Source organism: Pseudomonas sp. SP16.1 (genome assembly GCF_052682975.1).
On the sequence record NZ_JBQYFZ010000002.1, the window covers coordinates 63,940 to 84,764 of the forward strand.

Genomic DNA, 20,825 nt, shown 5'->3' on the forward strand with positions numbered 1-20,825 from the left:
AAATCAACGCAACACCATTGGCCATGCCAATGTGCGTGGCGCGGCGCTTGCAGCCACAACCGCACCGCCGGCGCGACGTAGACGCCACCGGCTCCGCGTAGCGGATATGCCCCGGTAGCCCGCCTACTTGCCCCCAGCCACTCGTTCCGCCGCGCATGGCGGCAGAACGGGCAGCGGGGGAGAGGTCGTTGAGATTCATGCGGCGATCCTCGCCTGTTGGCGAGCCTTCCAAGGGTCGTTCGCGCGAGCGATGGCAGCCATTGGGGGAGGGCTGACACTGTTGCCGCACATATGCACCTGCTCGGTTTTGTTGAATGTCTTTCCGTCGGCGCCGCGGTCGATGATGTAGTCGGACGGAAAGCCTTGTGCGCGATAAAGCTCCGGCGGCTGAAGCATACGCAGGCAGATATCGACGATCACATACGGGATGCCGTTCACGAACACCGTTACGAGCGAAAGAAGCTCATCGTTGGAGAGGTGAGCACTGCGATCACCGTCGTAGTCGACCAGGAACGATGCAACGCGAAGAGCGCCTTCTTCGTGTTCCGGCGAAAGCTTGTACTCCACCAATGCATGATGCTCAGCGCCGGCAGTCATCGTCGGAACAGGCTCGTCTACTGGGCGGCCGAGGCAGTTGCGGCGCAGCGTCACAAGACTCGCCGAGGCGAGGCGCTGCTGACTGCCTGTATTTGTAACGGTGCTCATCGGGTCATCCATGCTTCGACCAAAGGTCGTGTTGAAGCCCGAGTTGGCCTGCTCAATGAAAGCAGTGCAAATTCCCATAGCATGGGCCGCGCCCGCAGGGCGCTTGTAATCGCCGCCGCTCGTGACGGTCGGCATGGGGTCAGCGATGTTCGCGCCCTCACTGTTGAAGCGGAACTTGACGAGGTGTGCCGCGGCCAATGCTCGATGACTCTGCGTCAGCAGGGTGCCTAATGGCTGATCAGCAGGAGTTGGCTTGCCAGCGTAGATCGGTCCGCCGGCGCCAACCATCATCGGGCTTGCAAGCATCAACTCGCCACGATTGGCCGCTGTAACGGTGGGCATCGGATCTGCCGGATCGTTAACCCGGTCTGCACCCTGATGAGTCGCCGGAAGAATGACCGCGCTGGCCAAGGCATGCTTTACGCCGCCGGCGACGACCGTGCCAAGCGGCTGGTCCAGTCCTGGAACGCGAGGCTGTTGCCCCTCGCGCTCGCCATAACCCGTCTGCACAAGCGTAGGGCTCGCCACCGCAAAGGTGCCGCCGCGCGGCCAAGCGGTAATTGTCCGCAGAGGATCCCCGATACTTTGGACGGCTTCACCCGACCAATTGGCAATAGGCACGATGAAGGGGGTGGGGTTGTTCAGTACAAATTTGCGCACCCCCTTTGCCACTCGACGGAGGGTGGCTACTGCCAATGATTTCTTGCGACCAAAAATGCTCTTGGTGGGATACGACCAGTCGATACAGTCGGCAGCAGTCTTCCACTTCTGCTGGCCCTTAACCGGTTGCTTAGCGTGAGTCGGCTCCGGCCAAACAATCGGGTGCCCATCTGAGCGGGCGATCATGAAGAGTCGCTCGCGGCTCGTTGGCGCGCCGAAATCACATGCTTTGATAACGCGCCATTCGACCTGATAGCCCATCCCTTCCAGCAGCTGGACAAAACGGCGCCAGGTCTGCCCGCGGCGCTTGGGATCAGGCACCAGAAATTGCTGTTGTACAGGAACACGCTCACCTGGTGCAGCAATCGTTCCGTCGAGTTTCACTACTCGACCGGTCGTTTTGTCCCTTTTCGCGATCAGCGGCCCCCATTGCAAAATCTGCTTAACATTTTCGAGGCTGATGACCCAGGGGCGTTTCTTGCCAGCCCATTTCAAGCCGATCCATGACAAGTTGCGGATCTCACGCTTCCTCGGCTGCCCGCCGGCAGCCTGGCTGTGATGCGTGCAGTCGGGGCTCATGTGGAACCAGCCTACCGGACGACCCTGGCACTCATCATCAGGCTCGCCCTCAAAGACATCGGTGGTGTAATGCGTGGCATGAGGGTGGTTCGCCTCATGCATTGCGATCGCTGCCGGACTGTGGTTCTTGGCCACAGAGACACGGCGGCCGAGGCCCATCTCCAACCCTGTACCAGCGCCACCCCCGCCGCAGAAGTAATCTGCAAGAATCGCGTCGTCAGTGTCCTCCAAGGCCAGTCCGTATTGGGTCTTGAAGTCCATCGGGAAGGGTTTCTTCATCGAAGTCATAGGGATTTCCTTGTTAGACGAACAGCAATGGCTGCACCGAGCCATCGGCGTTGATTTGATCCATAGGGGTGTCAGCAGTCGGTTCGTCACCATCCCAGCCCTGCGGCCATGTCTCAGCAGCGATCAGCTCACGAATGCGCGCTTCTTCTTCTGCGTTGATCAGGTCAACACGGGGGCGGCCGAGGCGATCGGCTGCATCGTTGATTTCTTTCTGGATATTGAGGATTCGTTCGAGGCCCATCAGACGGGCTTCGAAAGTGATCGGTCCCATGCGCTGCGGGTTTGCGGCGGTGCTGCCATCCTTCAGATACTCATAACCAGCCTTGCGGAGACGGTTGTGCGGCTCCCGCAGCTCCCGCCACAACTGCTTGATACCCTTCAGTGGCGCCAGGTAGGCCCAGGACGGATTGAGAAGGATGGTGTCGAGTGCGGTGTCCTTGCTGGCAAGCGGGCAGCCTGTACAACCGGTTCGAGCGTTGACTTCCTCGGCTTCGTCGCCGCCGTAGGCGTCTGCGATGGTCGCCGTCGACCAGTCGCCGAACTCAACCAGGGGAGCCCAGTGCTTCAGCCATTCCCAGACGTGGCAGACCCGCCAGTGCAGGAGCGGGGCGAGGGTGGCCAGACGCCCCTTTAGCCCTTTCGACTCCGGCAGGACTTTCTGATACCAGCCCTGGCCACACTCGGCGCCATCCTTGCCGCAGGACATTTCGATGCGCTTGTCGCGAATTGCACTCTCACCCTGGCGCACACCGGTGATCATCAGGACATTGCCATCGAGCTCGGCCAGGCGCTGCTCAAGCGCGGCCTGCATCGGGTCGATCTTGATTTGACGAGTGCACCACCGCAGCGTGTTGTTGTTTGGCGGAGGAACCCCGCGGCCGAGGATGTAGACCATGAAGCGCTTATCCAGCGGCGCAGTGACTACCTCGACATGGATCCCCCGCTCTTCGAGCTCGTCCATGATCTGCTTGGCGGCGATCGCCAGCGGCGGCAGCTCCTGGCGGGTGTCGGCGTAGAACACCGTCAGAGATTTCGGCGCCTTGACCTTCCCGGAGTCGATCAGCCACATGATCAAGGTCAGCGTCGAACTACTGTCCTTACCCCCTGACCAGGCGATCGCCCAGTGGTCGTGAGACTCGCCATATGCTTGAAGAGACTGGATGGTGAGTTCGATGCTTTCGGTCATCTGCAGGCGCTGAGCGCCTTCGGCGAAGATATCGATCTGCCGACTCATGCCTGCTGCCCCCAAGCGGTGGAGGTGAGCAGCGGCTCTGCGCAGTCGGGCGCGATCTCTTCAAGCTGCAGGCCCAGCTGCTCCTCAAGATCTGGACCGGGCGCGGCCGCCTGGCTCGCCGCGATATCCATCGCGCTGCCGAGGGCATAGCCTCGGCGGAGCTTCTGTGACCAGAGCCCCATGATGTGCGCCGGCGTGTACCAGTGCTCGCGCTCTTCCAGCGCCAGGGTATTACCGAGGATCACGACTGCAGGGATGTGGAGCAGGCTGAGTTGGACATAGGCCATGTGCACGGCGCGGGAGTCAACATCCTGCGCGGTGACATGCATGCACTGCTGGTAGTTCACGCCGCGCTCTTGCATGGCTTCAGCCATGGCAATGACCATCGCGCCGGCGCCGCAGGCCGGCTCGCTCACCCGAATGAACCCTTGTTTTTCGATCAGCCCATCCAGGTGACCGGCGCCATCAATCTGCAGGCGCGCCATCAAGGCGCAGACGTGATAGGGCGTGAAGAACTGGCCGCGCGCGGCGTTATGCAACTCCAACTCGCCGAATACGCGACCCAGCACGTCATCGGGCCCGTACTCCAGCGCGGAGGTGAGCTCGGCGAGCATCTGCGGGAAGCGAGCAACTTCGTCCGGCTCATAGCGCTTGACGATGGACATGTAGCGTTTTTCGCGCTGCTCGGCCTGCGCCCAATCCACAGCATTGGCGAGCGACAGCGCAGCCATCTCGATGAAGTCACCGAAGACATCCCAGAGATTCCGGCGGCGGCTGTTCGCCTCCAGAAGCTTGATCAGCTGCTTGCGGTGTTCTGCTGGGTTGCTGGGTTGGTTCTTCTTCGGCGCTCGCATAACTGCCTCGGTGTGTGCGTTTGTGATTGCTAAACTATAACTTGCTTGTTTTTGTGTCAACGCTGAAAATTAAGCACAGAAGCTAGCGATCACCAATTCCGAGGCGCGCTTCATGTTCTAAATCTGTAATGTGCAATACAGGAAATGGCGGGGAGGTGGACGGGTGAAATTCAAAAGACCGACAGAGGAGGCGTACGAGGAGCTACAGGCTGCCTACGACTACTACAATGACCACCTCTTCGAGGCGTTGCTGCCGCCGTGCCTGATCACCTTCCAACGCGAGAAGCGCTCGATGGGGTATTTTTCCAAGTCGCGCTTCATCCGCCGCGACGGTGTTCAAACCGACGAGATTGCGATGAACCCGGACTTCTTCGCGGTCGTTCCCTTGGTCGAGATACTGCAGACCCTGGTACATGAGATGGCCCACCTCTGGCAGGCCCACTTCGGCACCCCAAGTCGAGCCTGCTATCACAATCGCGAGTGGGCCCTGAAGATGGAGCGCATTGGACTGATGCCTTCGGATACCGGCCAGCCAGGCGGGAAGAAGGTCGGCCAGAGCATGAACGACTACGTGATCCCGGGCGGCCGTTTCGACAAGGTGACCAGGCAGTTACTTGAGCGCGGCTTTGCAATCTCCTGGATGGATAGATACCCCTCGCCCTATCAGCCCCCCAGTCAGCCCGCACAAGCCTTCGCGCCCATCGGCGCGCCGCAGCCGGAGCAGGGCGATGAAGTGGGCGGCCACGCCAGCGCGCGACTCGAAGCTGCCTTGCAGATTCCTGCCGCGAACGGTCTTGATGTCTCGATCCGCGAGGTTGGTGACAAGAGCAACCGGGTGAAGTATTCGTGCCCGGGCTGCAAAACCAACGTATGGGGGAAGCCGGGACTGAAGCTGATTTGTGAGCCGTGCGAGATGCGCCTGGAGTGAGCGCCCACAAAGGTGCTGACGCTTGACAGGTTCTGATTAACAGAACCATTATTCGCGCGAATAACTGACGCTGCCAAGGAGCACTTGCGTGGTATCCGTACATGAGACTCTGAATCCGTCAGGACCTGGCCAGCAAGATGCGTTCACCGAATGGATGCGTGGCCCCGAAGCGCGATTTGTAGGCGCCAAGCGGCTGCCAGATGGCTCCTACGCTGGCGTGCTGCCTCTCATGTTCACCTACGCCATTTGCCTGGGCGTCACCTACGAGCAGGCGTACCAGAAGCGGTTTTGCTACGAAGACACCCCCGCATGCCTCCACGAGTACAACAAGCTGACTTCGTTCGAAGATGAGCCTGAAGGGTGGGTTGCCAGGCGGCCGCTGGCATAGAAGAGAGACTGAGGATCTAAGCATGTCGCGTAAAAGCAAGTACGGAAATATGCCGCCGGCGCCGGAGTATCGGGCGCGGGTTAGGGGCGATGCCGGTGTGTATAAGGTGTGGGGGGTCGACTGGCTCAACCATAAGGTTCTGCTGGATCGCGCAGGCCTTGAGTGGACGCCGATCAAGAACGTGGCGTTCGAGTCCTTGCCAGAAGAGGCCGCCCAGCAGCGCCTGGGGGCAGAAGAGCTTCGCCAAGCGCAGGGCTTCTCTGCCGAGGCCCTCATCACCGCCGGCGCCGGCGAGAAACAATCCAGCTCAGAGGAATAGGCGATGGCCACCAGTGCTGCCAGCTACGCGACTGACGCAACCGAACTCCTGACAGCCCTGGGTGTTCATCAGGCATCACCAGGGGTATGGGCGTTTACCGACATCCAAACGGCCAGCGGAACCTACATCCACCACTCGCAGCAGCCGGTCGCACTGGCGGCGTACGCCGCGGTCAACGCTACGTTCGCAGCCGGCCGGTTCCCGAGCTACGCCCTGGTGAACCTGGTCGACAAAGTACCGAGCATGGATTACGCGGAGTACGCGGCATTAGCCATGGTGTGCGGCGCGCCGATGCCCTCTTTTGAAGGGGCGGACGCGCGAGCTCGCATATTCGGCAAGGCCGCCTGGGATATCGTCGAGAAGTACAAGCTTCAGGGGTGTTTCGAAAGACACAATCAACAGCACCCGGGTAACGGCGATCATTACAACATGCGACCTCGCGGCTACGACTGGGCAGGGAGCTGGGACGCGGTTCCGGCCGACCTCAAGGCTATGCGCAAGTCCTATCGAACAATGTCGCTACTCCAGCAGGTTATGACACTGACGATCCTGCATCTGTACTGCCAGGGCCCGGACAAGTTTTTCCTGACTGGCGGGTGCCCAACGAAGATCCACGCTGCCGACGCGATGAGCGTACTTCGGGCACATGCGGCACTGCCTGACTGGGCCCAGCTGGTGACGAACTACGCCGGCTGGTGACGAAGTGAACCTCAGCGATCAAGGCATGCAGCTGCTCCGCGAAGGCGGACTGTCGATTGAGGTCGAAGCCGTTGTGCTCGGCGCCAGAACATTCCGCGCAGCCGGCGAACTCGTTGCGAAAGTGACAGTCATCGGATCCCCAGGCGGCCCGATGGGCCAGGGCGTGAACTGCAAACCCTACGGCATCTTCGAACTGGATGCTGATCTCGATGTGTACCGCGCGCTGGAGGGTATGCTGGCAGAGCCTGTTCGGGTTCGGTTCCAGGCTGACCTGAAGCCGATCAACTCTTTCGGGGGGTATGTAGTTCACCTGCTCAAGGTGCTGGCGACGTGCATAGAAAAGTGAGGTTTTCTATACATGTCAGGGGTACGTGCATAGACAACAGGCCAGATCAACGCACATCCGCTACCTGATGAAATTCCTATAGAAGCCGCGAGAAAACTATATTTTTGGCGGTTTTCTCCGAAAAACTTATACCTGATCAAGCAGCCTCGGAAACGGCGTACCGTCCGCGGCCGGTTCTCCGCGCCCGGGCTTGGCAGATCTTACGAACTTGCTCCTTCCAGTGCGGATTCGTGGTCGGCCGGCGCGCGCACACATAGTCGTAGATGTCGGCGAGGGCCGCCTCGCCGCCGGCGGCCGTGATGGCGCTGATCACAAGTCCTCCCCATGTAACCGGCCCTTCGACGAGGGCCTCCTGCAGGTCATCCGGCAGCGCCTGAACGAAAGCGGCTTCGTGATAGAGCGATAACCCGATCATCATCTGGCGCCGATCCTTCCTGAAGATGGCGAACATCAGCGGCTTCGAGAGCCCTGGGTAGATCGATCGCGGAATCATCTGCTGCTGAAGACTCCAGTCGGAGCTGTATCGCACGACCCGTCCCGCAGTCTGGAACGCGTAACAGGGCAGAATCAGTCCGACCCGACCTTCATCCTCCAGGAGGTCATGAGCGCGATCGAGGAGGCGATCGACCAAGGCCAGCTTGAATGGCGGGTTGCCGATGAACGCTGTTGGCCGGGCCGGGAGTTCAACCTTGAAGAAGTCGCCGGTAATCACCTGGCGGCCTGTCAGGCTGCGCGCAATGCCGGCCAGCTCTGGATCGATCTCGACCCCAAATGCACTGACATGCGACGGCACGGCCTGAAGGAATCGCCCAGGGCCGCAGGTTGGGTCCACAACCACATCAGCGGTGCTCAGATCCGCGAAGTGCTCCCGAACCAAGCATTCAGCGACCCACGCCGGCGTGGGGTACTGATCCAGCGCTTTCTTCTGACTCATCTCTCGGCCTCGATTTCGTTTTGACATTGCAAAACTAAACGCGCAGTCGCGAGGCGTCAACCATGATTGCATGTGTAACGGCGCTGAAATTGGCGAAATTAGCGGAAAGCCACGCTGTGAAAGGGCTTTACGCGCACTGCCGCCACCTGCAATGACAATACCAATTGCAAATGCAACGTTTTCGGCAAAAGAAGGGCGCTAAATTGCTGATAACCGTACTTATCAGCATTTCTATAGCCCTAAGGGGAGGGCGCGCCTGGCGGCGGCGTCGCTGTCCGTACAACTAATTCTTGGAAAAAGAGAATCTTGGCGCCACAGCAAGTAGCTAAGTCACTGAAATATCGATGGATATAGACATAGATAGGCAGCTGCGTTTGCCCAATTTTCTGGAAGTAATTTCTGGAATTACGAACGCGCAGGCGTGAGTAAGGAGCGGCGAGATGAGGGACAATGGGTGGCCGGTGACGATGAACTTCCGGCGCAGCCCTCGCCGGAATTCTTTAAGGTCACGTTACTTTTCAACAAGATAGCTGCACTTATGCCGCCAAGAGCCTCGCCGCAGCAGACGCCATTGCGCGACTCTCGTCGAGATCAGTCGGATCGATCAGGTCCCGGGCGACAGCTCGCTTCGCTGCCAACATTTCCCACAAACCCTGGTCGATGGAATCTTCAACCAGCGGGATCTTGACCACCACCATCCTGAGCTGGCCATTACGGTAGGCCCTATCCTCTGCCTGATCCTGGAGCGCCGGCGTCCAGGGAAGGCTCGCGAAGATCACATAGTTCGCCGCGGTGAGATTGATGCCGGTGCCGGCCGCAGAGGTCGTACCGATGAACACCCGCACGCCCTCGTCCGACTGGAAGCGATCGACCGATCGCTGACGCTGTGTTCGGGACATCTTGCCAGTGAGCGTAACGACGCTGATGCCGCATGCCTCCAACTGCTCTTTCAGCCAGTCGACGGTCTCGATGAACTCGCAGAAGACGATCGCCTTGTCTTCTGCATCGAGATCTCGAACCATTTCGAGACAGGCATTGGCCTTGGAACGCTCAAGAAGCGACCGCAGCGCGCCGATGCGTGCAAGCGGTGTCTTGTCGCCAGACAGGATCGCCTTGTAGGCGTCACGATCAGCTGCAGAAAGTCGCGCCGCGACCGTCTGACGCTGCTTCCCTTTGAGGCCTGTGAGCACGTCCTTCGAGCGGCGCAGCATCCAATCGGAAAGGCGGGCCCGCAGTGTCGTGCGGAACTCACTGCTGCCGGCAAACTGCTCGCAGAAGGCCTTGAGCGGCATCTGGCCGATCGGGTGTCCGGACAGACGAAGCAGCGTATGAAGCTCGCTCTCCCTGTTCAGCACCGGGGTGCCGGTCAGCAGGTAGCGATTGGGGATCTGCGAGGCGATGTCAAACGCATGCCGCGTCCACTCGGCCGTGGGTTCCTTGAGGCGATGCGCCTCGTCGATCACCATCACCGCGAAGTGCCCGGCCAGTTTGACGAATTGGCCAAGCCGCTCGTAATTGATGATGACCCACTGAGCCTCGGGATCGTATTCCTGGATGGCCACACGATCGCCCGGCTTCACCGCGGCGATCTCGCGGGCCCAGTTGATCACCAGGCTGGCCAGGCAGATGATCAGCGTCGGCCGGCCCTGCGCCTGGATGTCAGCAGCAACGATGGACTGGCGGGTTTTACCGAGGCCCATATCGTCAGCGAGAAGCGCGCTGCTCCGTCGCACCAGGTGCGCTACGCCGGCACGCTGGTAGTCATACAACTCATACCGCGTCAAAGCTTCGGCCAGGGCAGTCTGGGTCCAGTTGGTGCGAGTGATCTCAGGAATACTGGCCAGATAGACTTCGTTTTCGCTCAGGTCATCTTCTTCGCCAGTTGGCTCCGGCCTTGTGCCGCCGACCGCGATGGAATCCCATTCACGAGCCTGAGTCAGGGAGCCGTCCTCCAGCAGCTCGTGCACGCCTTCAAGTATCTCGACCTGATCCTCGCTGAGGCCAAGGCCTTCAATGAGGTTACTGCGCAGAACTTCGGGGGTGCAGTTGATCTTCCAGGCCTTGCTCGGCCCCAGAAATACACCGCGCATGCGCCGGTAAATCGCCACCAGCCCGGGGTGATAGTCGCCGCGGGCGAGCACCTTGCCGTCGACCATGGCCGATAGCCGAACGCAGATGCCGGCAGTAAAGGCGTCTGCCACCGGCGCCGCCCTGGCTTGATCGAGCTTGCGGGTGAACGTCTCCAGCGTTTCGGGGAAGGCATCACCAGCAACTGCCTGGATCGCCGCAAAGAACTCGCTGAGATCTTCGTGCACGACCGATTTCGGCACTCGCCACGCGTTGTGAAGGCGATGGCCGGGCCTGCGAAAGCATCGGGCCTTATGAGCGCCGAGCGCCCGGCCCAAGCCCTCGACATAGGCAAAAGAGAGCCCGTAGTCATAGCCGTCAAAGACAGCTCGACCGAGTAACTCCTGTGGCTGAGTTGTGCGGCGCTTGAACATAGTGCGCGGGCACCGTGGCGATAAGTGTGTTGCTATCGTAATCGCTTTTGCACGTTTTGCTAGCCACCAATCGAATATGCTCTGTTATTCTATCGAAAGCACAAACAGATGCTTAGGGGCTGCCCATGAGTAACGACGACGCTGCACAGAACTCTGCCGTCCCGATATACCGGGGCCAAGTGGTTGTTTACCCGAGCCTGAAGGCCAAGGAGATCTTGCTGGTGGACGAGGCAAGACCTGGAGACTCGGGCCAACTCGAATGGCAGCCGGTCAGCGACCCTCACCTCATCAAAGCCGCCCTCGCCGGCTACCGCAGCATTCCAGAGGAAGGCGACTTTTCGGGTTACGTGCGTGTTTCAACGCTGCGGCAGTACGCCGCAAACCTGATGACCCGGGCGCAACTGTCTTTCTCGATCGTTGGCGACGGGCTCACCCAGCAGACCGCATCGGGAGTCGCCGACCTGCTAATGCACAAGCACTCCGGCTACGGGATTGTGCAATTTGCTGTCGAACAGGGCCTTGAGGCCGACCGCCCCTGCCTGACCCAAATCGAGCACGCGCTGGCGATCGCAACTGCGGCATCCCTTCCCTCCTCCACGACCCAGGCACTGGAGCGCCTGCGAAGCGGTGAACCCTCCCCCTCGATGTTCACTGTCGACGAGGAACTCTCATCGATCCTGCTTCAACATCATGAGCTGCACGCCGTTGATTTGCATGGCGCGTGCACGCTCAGCAACCAGGTGGCATTGCCAGCCGCATAGCGTCAAAAGGAGTCCCATGCGTATCGAAACTCAAGAACGGACCAAGCGCCTGGAAGGCGCCGCGAAGCTTCTCCTGGACAGCCAGGAAAGCGCCGAGGTTAAAGCCGAGGTCGCGCTGCAGATCAACGTCTATCACACGATCCTGGTGCAGCTGGAAAACGCGCCGGACCACACACCGGACATGGAAAAGGTCGTCGAGCCGATCGACGAATTCTGCACCCTGACCGAACGCACCTTCGCAGCGGCACGGAGACACTGAGATGAGCCAAATGCTTCCCACCCAGGGCACGAGCCTGTACCAGGTGATGTCCCGCTCGATCTTCGAGAAATGCACCGAAGCGCTACGCAACACCCCCACCCTGCAGACCCTGGCCCTGGCTGCGGCCCCGGGCCTGATGATGTTCATGGGTGGCGCGGCGATCGACTCCATGCACGATATCAACATCATGACCGAGGGCGGTGGCATCGGTGCCCGGGTCACCAAAGATGGCGCCATGGCCTACAAGGAGTACGTGGCGAGTGTCGAGATTCTTCCCCTGTGGGATGCAGTCAAACATGGCCTTTCCGGTGGATATGAGTCTCTCGGCAACAATATCGCCATGGCCGGCGCCGGCGTAATTCCTGCGTTGCCAGCACTGGCAGCCATTGCCAAGGCGGCCGCGCACGTCGAGAAGTTCGTGCGTGATCGCCTTGGTCTTGCCAAGGAACAAGACCAAGCTCAAGTGGCCGACTACTCTCCTGCCCCCCGCTAAAAAGGAAGGCGCCAGTCAACTGGCGCCCATCCAAACCACCTGGCTTGAAATACCTCATTGCTTCACTATCACAACTATTTCATATAGCCTCCCTGCGCTCGGGACCACCGGAATAGACGCTCCGTCTCTATTTCAGGCCAGGGTAGCTTGCCTACTGAAACTCCGTTTATAAGCGGAAGACGACTATAGTCGGAACCGCTGAGAATCCCGGCTTTTATCATGTGTTGACGCCGGGAAAGCAGCATCCGCAAGCATAATCAGGCCTTCGGAAAGGCTCTCCGCGAACTGCGCAAGCAGAAACGCCTCACCCAGGAAAAGTTGGGGTTCGAGGCCGGGCTTGACCGCACCTACATCTCTGTCCTGGAGCTCGGGCAGCGCTCTCCTACGCTCGACACATTGTTCTCCCTTTGCGAAGTGCTTGATGTGTCTCTGGTCGACCTGGCTGCGAGGACGCAGGCGCGACTGGACGATATGCATGACCGAGATGACGCTGAAGGAAGCCCTGCACGAGTACAAGACTAGGGTTTCGATCCTCAAAAAAGGCTACCAGCAGGAGTGCTACCGAGTAGAGCACCTGGCCAACTCCATCCTTGGCAGCAAGATCACCAGGCAGATTACGTCGGTCGACATTGCAAGCTACCGAGATCAGCGCCTGCAGCAGGTCAATTCGAAAACCGGTAAACCCCTCTCGCCGGCGACTGTTCGGCTGGAAATGTCGCTGCTGTCGAACCTTTTCGAACTGGGCCGCATTGAATGGGGTATCTGCGACGACAACCCCGTTCTGAAGGTACGCAAGCCCAAGAGCCCTCCCGGTCGAGAGAGACGGCTGACGCCCCGCGAGGAGCGCCAGATCATTCGCTATGCGCACAACCACCGGAACACCGAGTTGTACTCGATCATCGTCATCGCGCTTGAGACAGCCATGCGTCAGGGCGAGATCCTCAAGCTGCAGTGGGAGAACATCAACCTGAAGTCGCGCGTTGCGCACCTCCCAGATACGAAGAACGGGACCAGGCGCGACGTTCCGCTCTCGCTGAAGGCGAGAGACGCCCTGATCCGGCTTGGCGTCCAGTCCAAGGGGCCCGTGTTCTCCTACCAGTCCCAGGGCATCAAGTCGACCTGGAGGGTGATGCTGCAGCGCCTCGGCATTGAGGATCTGCACTTTCACGATCTCCGACACGAGGCGATCAGCAGGCTTTTCGAGTTGGGCACCCTGGACATGATGGAAGTGGCCGCGATCAGCGGACACAAGTCGCTCAGCATGCTGAAACGCTACACGCACCTCAAAGCACAGCGCCTGGTGAAGAAGCTCGAAGGCGGCAAGAGCAAGGGTCGCCAGGTGGTGATCAACCATTTGATCCCCTATCCTGCGGCCGTGACGCAAACGAGCACCGGGGTAACCATCAGGCTGCTCGACTTCGAAGACTTGAGTGCAACCAGCGAATCGCGAGAAACCGCGCTGAGCATCGCCCAAGACCAGCTGCTCAGACGCTTGATGACTGCGCTCCGCGACGCTGACCCCATTCCACCTCCGGACCAGTACCTGGAGATGATCGACGAGAGGCGCGTGGTGATGGTGGATCCGCTCGCGGCCGCATGCTGAGACAATTTTTTCAATAAAGTATCAGGAGAAAATGCTTGGAGGCCGCGCGGTAGCTGCCGTTTTGCCAATCCGGTCGCTGGGAACCCAAAAGCAGGATAAAACATGGCTGAGCCCTGCTTACACCCTGGACAGCGCACCTTCTGGCATGCCGGCGTCTCCGAAACAACTATTTGGTGAGGCGCTGACTATCGGGTGCTTCTGCGCAATATTCAGAAACTGCTTTAGAAGCTATACAGATAGCTGGGTGGTAGTTCTTGCCATGCTCGCAGAATGCAGCGTTATGCAGGGGAAGCACTAACTGGCAGTTGAGAGTTGCCAGACATAGGTGTTGCGCAGTGCCAGGTAGCTGATGCTGATTAGATTGCCAATCCGGTGTGTGGAGGCGGGAGCCAGGAGTAAGAAAGATTCAAAGCGGTGAGGCTTATACATCGAATTGCTCTTCCAACGTACTGGGTTTCTGCGGCGCAATCAATTTGTTATGGCTACCCTCATGTTGATATTGCATTGCCGCCATGTTGGTGGCCTCCTGTTTGTAAACGGCAAATTATGCAATGAGCGTTGCCGCTGAACAGTAAGTATCATTGTTGGCGCCCACCGTTATGAAGCCGTGTTTCTGGGCGGCAGCCAAGACACTAATGTATCTGATAAGAGCTTGTTCCCTTTTACTCCATGCGCAGCTGGCGCCGCTGATGCAATGACCATATATACCGATATGGGATTGTTGGGTTGTATCAAATTCTGGCAAGCCGCAGCAGTTGTGGCTTGCTATAACTAAAAAATAGTCTTGCCAATCCGGTTTGTGGCGGAGCTGGCGCCGCTTCATTGGAAATTCATGTACAGATTGCCATATTAGTTACAAGCGTGCACTAGATATGCCAATCCGGTGTGTAAATGGGTGGTGATCGCGCTGATTATCACATTCGGTGTGGGCGCCGCAGCATCAAACTCGGATTGACTCCAGTGGAGTTTGCCCGGTCGAATGGCTCTGCTATAACTAAAAAATAGTGATTGCCAATCCGGGGTGTGGGCGCGTTCGAATGATGATGGCGGCGGTTACATGACATTATCCGGTGGCTCTTTGGCTACAAGCTCGACGTACGGAGGGTGTATACCAAATTTGAGAACCGGAAGTTGCTCTTGCCCTTCTGGTTTTAGTCCGCGCTGGGCATCATATGGATGGGATAAGCAACCAAGCTCATCGTCTTACGCCGGCTATATTTGCCATCGAGTTGAGTAAATTGCCAATCCGGTCGTTTAAAAAAGACGACCAACGCACGGCGATTTGATACCACGGCGCAAACTATCAAAGACTGGTGTACCCAGGGTGGGTCGGACACCGCGATGCAGTATGCCGACTTCCGATGTAATGTTCGGTATTCCAATACTTGTGGCAGCAGGTTCTGCCTGGGGCTCAACCAAGTTTATGGACTAGGTTATGCGTGCCGGAATAGTCAATGAGATGCGGAATAGGATTTAACTACCCAGAGCCATAAGAACTACAAGACCCCCGGCAACGTGAGTGTCACCGTTGCCAATCCGTTGTGGTAGATTGCCAATCCGGTGGGCTGTGGTCTGGGGCTGGTTCAAATTGCCAATGTATACGTCGAAACCATCCGGGCTGATAATTATAGTCTTTAGCTTGGATGCGGCTGGAATATTGTGGATGCGCAAGTTTTCGCGACGGGCAGCGATATACCAGCATTTTTATTAACGGAGTGCTATAGCAATCGTGACCGAGGCACATGACTCACCTAGTTGGCACTCCTGCAAGCGTCTTGCCAAACCACCCGGGTTATGTTGTGCAGGTCATATGAGCGAGTTCGTCAGTCGCCGTCACAGTGCTCAGGCTATTGACTAATTGCCAATCCGGTCGCTGGAAGACACCTGCAGAATTCTCCTTTGGGGGCGGATTTATGACCGCATCTTTCAGTGGGTGCCACATAGCGAACCCTAAGACAGGTGGGTGCTCGCCCTGCCGGATTTAATTCAGCTGCTAACTTGTGCAATTGCGGTAAGTGGTTGCCAGCCATGCATTATGCCTATGCATTATTTACAATCCGTGAGGGCACGCCCGCATCTGTATTCATCGGGCCAATCCGGTTTGTGGAAAAGGACTACCGTTAGTTTTCAATTTTGTTGGCAAGGTTCTGCCTGGGGCTCTCAAGAATTGACTAGTTTACAATCCGGAATAGTCAATGGACCGGTGACAGGCTCGCCCGCATTACCAATGAGGACCTAACTTCAATGCGATTGCTTCAGCTACGCAGGTGCAAGCCATATATCTGGTACTACCTTTTAAGCTGCCAAAACAGCTTACTGAAAATGGGTATTCTGCAGCGTTCCTGGAAGGCATAACGGGCCCTTATCAGGTTTTAGGTGACATGCAAGCCTGCTGGAAAGTGCCAGGGCGTGCTGCGATCCCTTTCCGTCCATGTGATTGCCAATCCGGTATGTGGCGACATGGCGTAGGATATGGTGGCTCCTACATGACGAAGTATGGGTTTGTAATGTGGCAAACACCGTCACCGGGGACTGCTCTTGCCCCATCGGGTACTCAAGAAAACAATCAGCGTCAAGGAGGGTATTATCACTACTCTCCCTGGGATACATATTACTTCGGGTATGTGTGCGAATTGCTTTGATTGCAGCCATTACATTCGGCGATACCATGCGGTGGGTAGTTTGCTATTGGCCGTAATGGTTCTAATAACGAAGCAATCGCTAGAGCCTAGAATAGTGCTCACTGATTCGAAGCTATACCATCCTTCACTATCTGCTTTCGATGCAACCTCTTGAGTCCCGTTAACGATAATCTCAACCCCCATTGAGTCTCGGACATCACCGCGGATCTGAGCATATATTGAGAGCATTGAAACCCAGGCAGTAATTAATATTGAAGGCAAGGGCAGATCTTGGGCCTGGATCGATCATTGATGCGCTTTTCCAACGACCGGATTGGCAAACCACAAAGCTACATCGGAAGAGCGGCATACCCTGCTCTGAAGGCGGCAAACCATAACGGTGGGGCCAACAATCCTGATATCCTTACTGTTGCAGCGGCCGGGAACAATGCAACTTGCGGAAGCGGATCTGATTTGCTCCACACCAATTTCGGCATTGCCAATCCGGGTTGCCGTTTACAAACAGAAGGCCACCAACATTCCCCACTACGTCGGCAGACCCCATATAACCATTTAGCAGCAGTAAGCTGTTTGAATCTAACTCATCTTTGTGTTCCAGATGCGAGTATTCAACACGACTGTACATAGGCCGTCCGGTCCTCTATATAGCGCTCTGATCAATACTGGCGCATCGGTTACTTTCGATAGCATGTCCAGCTACCGGATTGGCAAGCTAGTCAATGCAGGTCACCCTTGATGGCCTTGCAGTACCCGTTCCATGATGCTTGAAATAGGTATCTTCCGGGCAGGCTTGAGCGACTACCAGTGCTGGATTTGTAATTCGTTCCAATGAGGCCGGTCACTCCCCAGCGCATCCTGCTATGGAGCAAAGTTTGTTGACGCCAAATTAACGGCAGCTACACCTGACATGGATGGACATTTAATTCAACAAATCAAACATTTCAAACTGCTGGGACCACGCACCGGATTGGCAAGCCTAAGAACAAAAGGCCCATACCCGTACTGCCTGGGTTGCTAATAATGCAGGCTGAATACATGCGAAGATCCGGGAACTAATGTGCGAGCGCTCAAGGGGGTTGATGCTATCGTTGCAGACTCAAGAGGTTGCATCGAAAGCATATTCAGGATGGTGCCACCCCAGCCACAACACTTTTTGGCTCTAGCGAGCCGTTATTAGCTTGCCATTACGGAAGAGACTACCCACCGTGGTATCGCCGAATGTACCGGATTGGCAATCACAACCGCTGGCAAATACCCGTAAACCTCCATGTTATCCCAGGGAGTGGCGAGATTAGATGAACCCACCGGAAGCTCTTTCCTGGAGTCCGCCTGATGAAACCGGTCTGCTCGCTGTGAACGCTGTAAAACGGGCGCCCATCTCTGTCATGTAAAGCCCGGAATATTCGCACAGCCAGGGATATTGCCTACAACAGCTCCACCACCGGTAACTCGTTCATTTGTGCTGCACCAAGCGGTGATACTATTTCAGCGCCACAACCGAAACTGGTAACAATCGGATTGCGCCTCCAACATTTCTCCAGCGACCGGATTGGCAAGCAATTGGCGGGCACTGTGCCGTTTGAACCAACCTGTTTTGCACTAGGTATGGCTGCGCCACTAGCAGCCGAACCATATCCCAGATATGTGCAGGGCGCTATGCATGCTGTTCGATAAATCGTCTAAACAGAATTCCAGGGTTTGCATCCGGTTGGCAATCCCGTCGAAAGCTTCCGAAAGACCCGTATTGAATAGTCAGCCCTCCACTTTTTGACCGAAGTAATGCCTGGGGTTGCAATGCTACAAAACCGGATGTGAATAATGATGCCCAGTAATTGCGGAACCTTGTCCTGCACAGACCATGCGAGCAAGCTCCATCACCGCAATCGTTGCGATGGAGGTACAATTCCGTTGACGTCAGCGTACGTACAAATGGTCCAAGCGACTTGCATTTCCCGATAGCACTCCACAATTAAAAATGCTGGTATCACACATCGACTACCTGGCGAAAATATTGTGCGCATAACAAACCTATGTCTGCCGCATCCAACTAAAGCTATCATCCCACCGGATGCAATTGCATCTGGCAAATAATTTCAATCCGGTGCCAGCCGAGACCAATCAAAGTAGTTTCATATTTGTATTGCGCCCCACTCATCCACGATGCCGATCATGCTGGGGTGCAGCTTCTGCCTGATTGAAAGGAGAATGCGCTGTCCAGGGTGTACCGAAGCCATGTTTTATCCTCTCCCGTGCTGCCAGCGCGCACAAACCGGATTGGCAAGAAAGTAGCAGACCTGTCGAAGAGAACCCCGTCGCCCCAACACCCGGGCAGGCGGCGCCTTCTACAACGATGTTCTGGGTGACGGTTGGCGCCGTCGAGGACGCCATCAGATCCGCGGCCGAAGCGCTGATCGCGCAAAGCGAAAGAACAACGAGCCCGAGAATTTTCTTCATGACTGACAAACTCCTGTGTCGAGGCTGACAAGGGTGGTTTCTGCGCGCTTGCGCCTGTGAGTATTGCACACTCGAAAGAATAACATTAGGCGCAACCGTTGTCATTGCCTGACATCGGCACTATCCTGCAACGGATAGAGACTATCGTGTTTTACTATCGCAATTCGCTATGAATATTTTCGATAGCTATTGCGAAGCGCCTCGAAGGGATATCGCCATGGAATCGTTTGAACCACTCTTCTCGCAGGCTGAGCGCGCCCTCTCGGACGGCGCCGAATTGCTCGGCATGATCGGCAGATCATCCAAGCTCGATCCTGGGCAGAAAGATCGCCTTTCAACGGCAGTGTCGCGCCTGGTTGAGCGCATCGCGCTCAACGGAAGACTGCTCATCGAGAGCATGGGCAGCGGCGACACGGCAGCTACTCAGAAGGCCGCAGTCATCCTGGGGCGACACCTCGAACTCGCTCAGCAAACGCTCCCGGCGATCAGCAGCCGTATTTCTGGAGTCCTTCATGCGTAAGAAGAACGGACTCGTAGATTGCTCCGATCTGGCACACCAGATCGAGGAAGGGCTCAACACCATCGACGCCGAGCTTGGCATCGTTGCATTTCAAGCGACCGTTGCCGGTCCGGCTGAGGCGCTTAAAGCCTCCACGCGAGCCGTTTCGAAGGCTGCCCATGAACTGACAGACAGCAAACTGGTGAGGCTCTATACCGCCGAGGAGAGAGCCCGCTGGCACCAGTTCGCACAACTCCCACCGATGCGCTTCTTCCTCGACAAGCTGGGCCCAAAACAGAGCGACGCTCTGGCCACCGTAATGAGCAAATGGGTTGGGTTTCCGACGCTGCTCAGCCAGGCGACAACCCTGCGCAAACTCTGCGTGACGACCTCGATCGCATCCAGCGGCCTCGCTTACGTCCTGAGCACCGATCTTGGGCAGGCGATGGTTGCCAACTGCGAGGGCCTGCTGGATCTCGCCCCCTCTGAAGCTCACACCGTCACGGGCATCACCATGGTCATGGCGGCATATGCAGTCTCCACCCTACTCAAGACGGCCGTCTGCTTCCGGGCCCACGCGAGGCATGACGAAATCGTCCGCAGGGCCCAGGAGTGGAATGACAAGCTCGAACGAGGCTGGCGGGATGTGTTGCCAAGACTCCTCACCCTGGGGCTGCAGAAGGTGATCTCTCCCTACCCTGCGTACGACGAAAACGCACTCCAGAAGATTCGCGCCGCCGCGGACGGCGGACTCTTGAAGGGGCTGAGTAAGGCCGAGCTCGCCCCACTGCAGGCGGTAAGGACCCACCTGGTGCAGCACTATGGCATCGACGAGCTGCAGGCTCCTGCCGTTGCCATCAATCTCCTCGCTCACGAGGAATCGAACCCAAACCGCTTACTGAGCACCCTGCACACCAGAAGCCTGCCGGCCGACTGGATATCCAAGTACCAGATAGACCCGCGATATTGCGTTCTAAGCGGTGATGATGCACCGGCCACGCCGGCGGTTGATGCGACCCCTCAGGAGATGAGCCGATGACCGAGCCAGAGTTGCTGTATGAGCTGATTGGCTACCTGGGGTCAACTCTCATTGCTGCAGCATTCCTTGGAGCCTGCCTCGGCCTTACAGAGAGGCGTCCGCGCTGGTTCCTGATGGTCAACCTGGTGGGCGCCACAGCGCTCTGCTTTCCCGCATACCAGAGCGGCACAGCCGCGGCGCTGGCAATCAACGGCTTCTGGATATTGGTTGCATTTTCTGGCCTGGTGGCAGCTTGGCGTCGGGGGATCTCCCCCTCCCCACTAAACATCGCGCTGTACGCCTACAGCGCAGCGGCGATCGCACTGCTACTGGCTGACTGGATCATCCATCGAAATCTTTCGATGCCGGCGCTAGGCGGGATCGTCGCCATGATGCTGTTCATGAGCGGTTATTGGGGCCTGGCTCGAAACCTCAAATCTGCACGAACCTTAGAAACTTACCTCTGGACCGCCCTGGCGGGAAACCTCCTGTACATCCCCCTCCTTTTCTGGGACGGCAACCTTCCAATTCTTGCCCTGCAGGTCGCATGCACGGCAATCGCCATAGGAAGGCTCTCCCATATCCACGCCAGCCGATATCGGCAGCGCCAATCCGCGCATAACGGTGCGTAGTTATGCAAAACAATGGAAAACGAGGCTTT

At 57.5% G+C, this 20,825-nt stretch carries 19 protein-coding genes; 13 read left to right on the plus strand and 6 right to left on the minus strand.

Features of this window, described 5'->3' with window-relative positions; genetic code table 11:
- Window positions 1-195: 195 nt before the first annotated feature.
- Genes ACUTAF_RS24750 through ACUTAF_RS24760 form a run of 3 tightly spaced genes read right to left on the minus strand, consistent with a single transcriptional unit; the run spans window position 196 to window position 4,320 of the window.
- Window positions 196-2,232, minus strand: coding sequence for a DNA cytosine methyltransferase (locus tag ACUTAF_RS24750; RefSeq protein ID WP_445582560.1), 2,037 nt, complete (start codon window positions 2,230-2,232; stop codon window positions 196-198).
- Window positions 2,233-2,245: 13 nt separating this feature from the next.
- Window positions 2,246-3,466, minus strand: coding sequence for a phosphoadenosine phosphosulfate reductase domain-containing protein (locus ACUTAF_RS24755; protein WP_034023469.1), 1,221 nt, complete (start codon window positions 3,464-3,466; stop codon window positions 2,246-2,248).
- The gene (locus tag ACUTAF_RS24760; RefSeq protein WP_445582561.1) at window positions 3,463-4,320 is read right to left on the minus strand and encodes an N-6 DNA methylase; all 858 of its coding nucleotides are present in this window, start codon (window positions 4,318-4,320) and stop codon (window positions 3,463-3,465) included. The genes ACUTAF_RS24755 and ACUTAF_RS24760 overlap by 4 nt, the downstream gene beginning before the upstream one ends.
- A gap of 163 nt (window positions 4,321-4,483) precedes the next feature.
- Here ACUTAF_RS24760 and ACUTAF_RS24765 point away from each other — a divergent pair, with 163 nt between their 5' ends.
- The 5 genes from ACUTAF_RS24765 (at window position 4,484) to ACUTAF_RS24785 (ending at window position 7,000) form a co-directional block, all read left to right on the plus strand.
- A complete protein-coding gene (locus ACUTAF_RS24765; protein WP_445582562.1) occupies window positions 4,484-5,248 on the plus strand; it encodes a SprT-like domain-containing protein in 765 nt (254 codons plus the stop codon).
- A gap of 88 nt (window positions 5,249-5,336) precedes the next feature.
- Complete coding sequence (locus ACUTAF_RS24770; RefSeq protein WP_279649048.1) at window positions 5,337-5,636, plus strand: hypothetical protein; 300 nt, start codon at window positions 5,337-5,339, stop codon at window positions 5,634-5,636.
- A 22-nt stretch (window positions 5,637-5,658) separates the two neighbouring features.
- Window positions 5,659-5,955, plus strand: coding sequence for a hypothetical protein (locus ACUTAF_RS24775; RefSeq protein WP_445582563.1), 297 nt, complete (start codon window positions 5,659-5,661; stop codon window positions 5,953-5,955).
- 3 nt (window positions 5,956-5,958) lie between these two features.
- The gene (locus tag ACUTAF_RS24780) at window positions 5,959-6,654 is read left to right on the plus strand and encodes a hypothetical protein (RefSeq protein ID WP_445582564.1); all 696 of its coding nucleotides are present in this window, start codon (window positions 5,959-5,961) and stop codon (window positions 6,652-6,654) included.
- A 4-nt stretch (window positions 6,655-6,658) separates the two neighbouring features.
- Window positions 6,659-7,000, plus strand: coding sequence for a hypothetical protein (locus ACUTAF_RS24785; RefSeq protein ID WP_445582565.1), 342 nt, complete (start codon window positions 6,659-6,661; stop codon window positions 6,998-7,000).
- Between the two features lie 136 nt (window positions 7,001-7,136).
- On the opposite strand, the gene ACUTAF_RS24790 is transcribed toward ACUTAF_RS24785, so the two are convergent.
- A complete protein-coding gene (locus ACUTAF_RS24790) occupies window positions 7,137-7,934 on the minus strand; it encodes a class I SAM-dependent methyltransferase (protein ID WP_311188660.1) in 798 nt (265 codons plus the stop codon).
- A 536-nt stretch (window positions 7,935-8,470) separates the two neighbouring features.
- Window positions 8,471-10,435, minus strand: coding sequence for a DEAD/DEAH box helicase (locus tag ACUTAF_RS24795; RefSeq protein ID WP_445582566.1), 1,965 nt, complete (start codon window positions 10,433-10,435; stop codon window positions 8,471-8,473).
- Between the two features lie 125 nt (window positions 10,436-10,560).
- Between ACUTAF_RS24795 and ACUTAF_RS24800 the strand changes: the two genes are divergently transcribed.
- The 5 genes from ACUTAF_RS24800 (at window position 10,561) to ACUTAF_RS24820 (ending at window position 13,551) form a co-directional block, all read left to right on the plus strand.
- Window positions 10,561-11,196, plus strand: a complete 636-nt coding sequence (locus ACUTAF_RS24800; protein WP_445582567.1) for a hypothetical protein — start codon at window positions 10,561-10,563, stop codon at window positions 11,194-11,196.
- Window positions 11,197-11,212: 16 nt separating this feature from the next.
- Window positions 11,213-11,455 carry a hypothetical protein gene (locus tag ACUTAF_RS24805; RefSeq protein WP_445582568.1) on the plus strand — a complete coding sequence of 81 codons (243 nt, stop codon included), beginning with the start codon at window positions 11,213-11,215 and terminating at the stop codon, window positions 11,453-11,455.
- A gap of 1 nt (window position 11,456) precedes the next feature.
- On the plus strand, window positions 11,457-11,948 hold the full coding sequence (locus ACUTAF_RS24810) for a hypothetical protein (protein ID WP_445582569.1): 492 nt from the start codon (window positions 11,457-11,459) through the stop codon (window positions 11,946-11,948).
- Between the two features lie 243 nt (window positions 11,949-12,191).
- Window positions 12,192-12,470 carry a helix-turn-helix domain-containing protein gene (locus ACUTAF_RS24815; RefSeq protein ID WP_079390344.1) on the plus strand — a complete coding sequence of 93 codons (279 nt, stop codon included), beginning with the start codon at window positions 12,192-12,194 and terminating at the stop codon, window positions 12,468-12,470.
- Complete coding sequence (locus ACUTAF_RS24820) at window positions 12,424-13,551, plus strand: site-specific integrase (RefSeq protein ID WP_445582570.1); 1,128 nt, start codon at window positions 12,424-12,426, stop codon at window positions 13,549-13,551. Before ACUTAF_RS24815 ends, ACUTAF_RS24820 begins: the two co-directional genes overlap by 47 nt.
- Window positions 13,552-18,344: 4,793 nt before the next feature.
- On the opposite strand, the gene ACUTAF_RS24825 is transcribed toward ACUTAF_RS24820, so the two are convergent.
- Window positions 18,345-18,647 carry a hypothetical protein gene (locus ACUTAF_RS24825; protein ID WP_445582571.1) on the minus strand — a complete coding sequence of 101 codons (303 nt, stop codon included), beginning with the start codon at window positions 18,645-18,647 and terminating at the stop codon, window positions 18,345-18,347.
- A 217-nt stretch (window positions 18,648-18,864) separates the two neighbouring features.
- Between ACUTAF_RS24825 and ACUTAF_RS24830 the strand changes: the two genes are divergently transcribed.
- Genes ACUTAF_RS24830 through ACUTAF_RS24840 form a run of 3 tightly spaced genes read left to right on the plus strand, consistent with a single transcriptional unit; the run spans window position 18,865 to window position 20,796 of the window.
- Complete coding sequence (locus ACUTAF_RS24830) at window positions 18,865-19,167, plus strand: hypothetical protein (protein ID WP_445582572.1); 303 nt, start codon at window positions 18,865-18,867, stop codon at window positions 19,165-19,167.
- Window positions 19,160-20,185: a hypothetical protein gene (locus ACUTAF_RS24835; RefSeq protein WP_445582573.1), complete on the plus strand. Its 1,026-nt coding sequence runs from the start codon at window positions 19,160-19,162 to the stop codon at window positions 20,183-20,185. The genes ACUTAF_RS24830 and ACUTAF_RS24835 overlap by 8 nt, the downstream gene beginning before the upstream one ends.
- Entirely contained in the window at window positions 20,182-20,796 is a 615-nt protein-coding gene (locus ACUTAF_RS24840) for a CBU_0592 family membrane protein (protein ID WP_445582574.1), read from the plus strand. The genes ACUTAF_RS24835 and ACUTAF_RS24840 overlap by 4 nt, the downstream gene beginning before the upstream one ends.
- The last annotated feature ends 29 nt before the right edge of the window (window positions 20,797-20,825 follow it).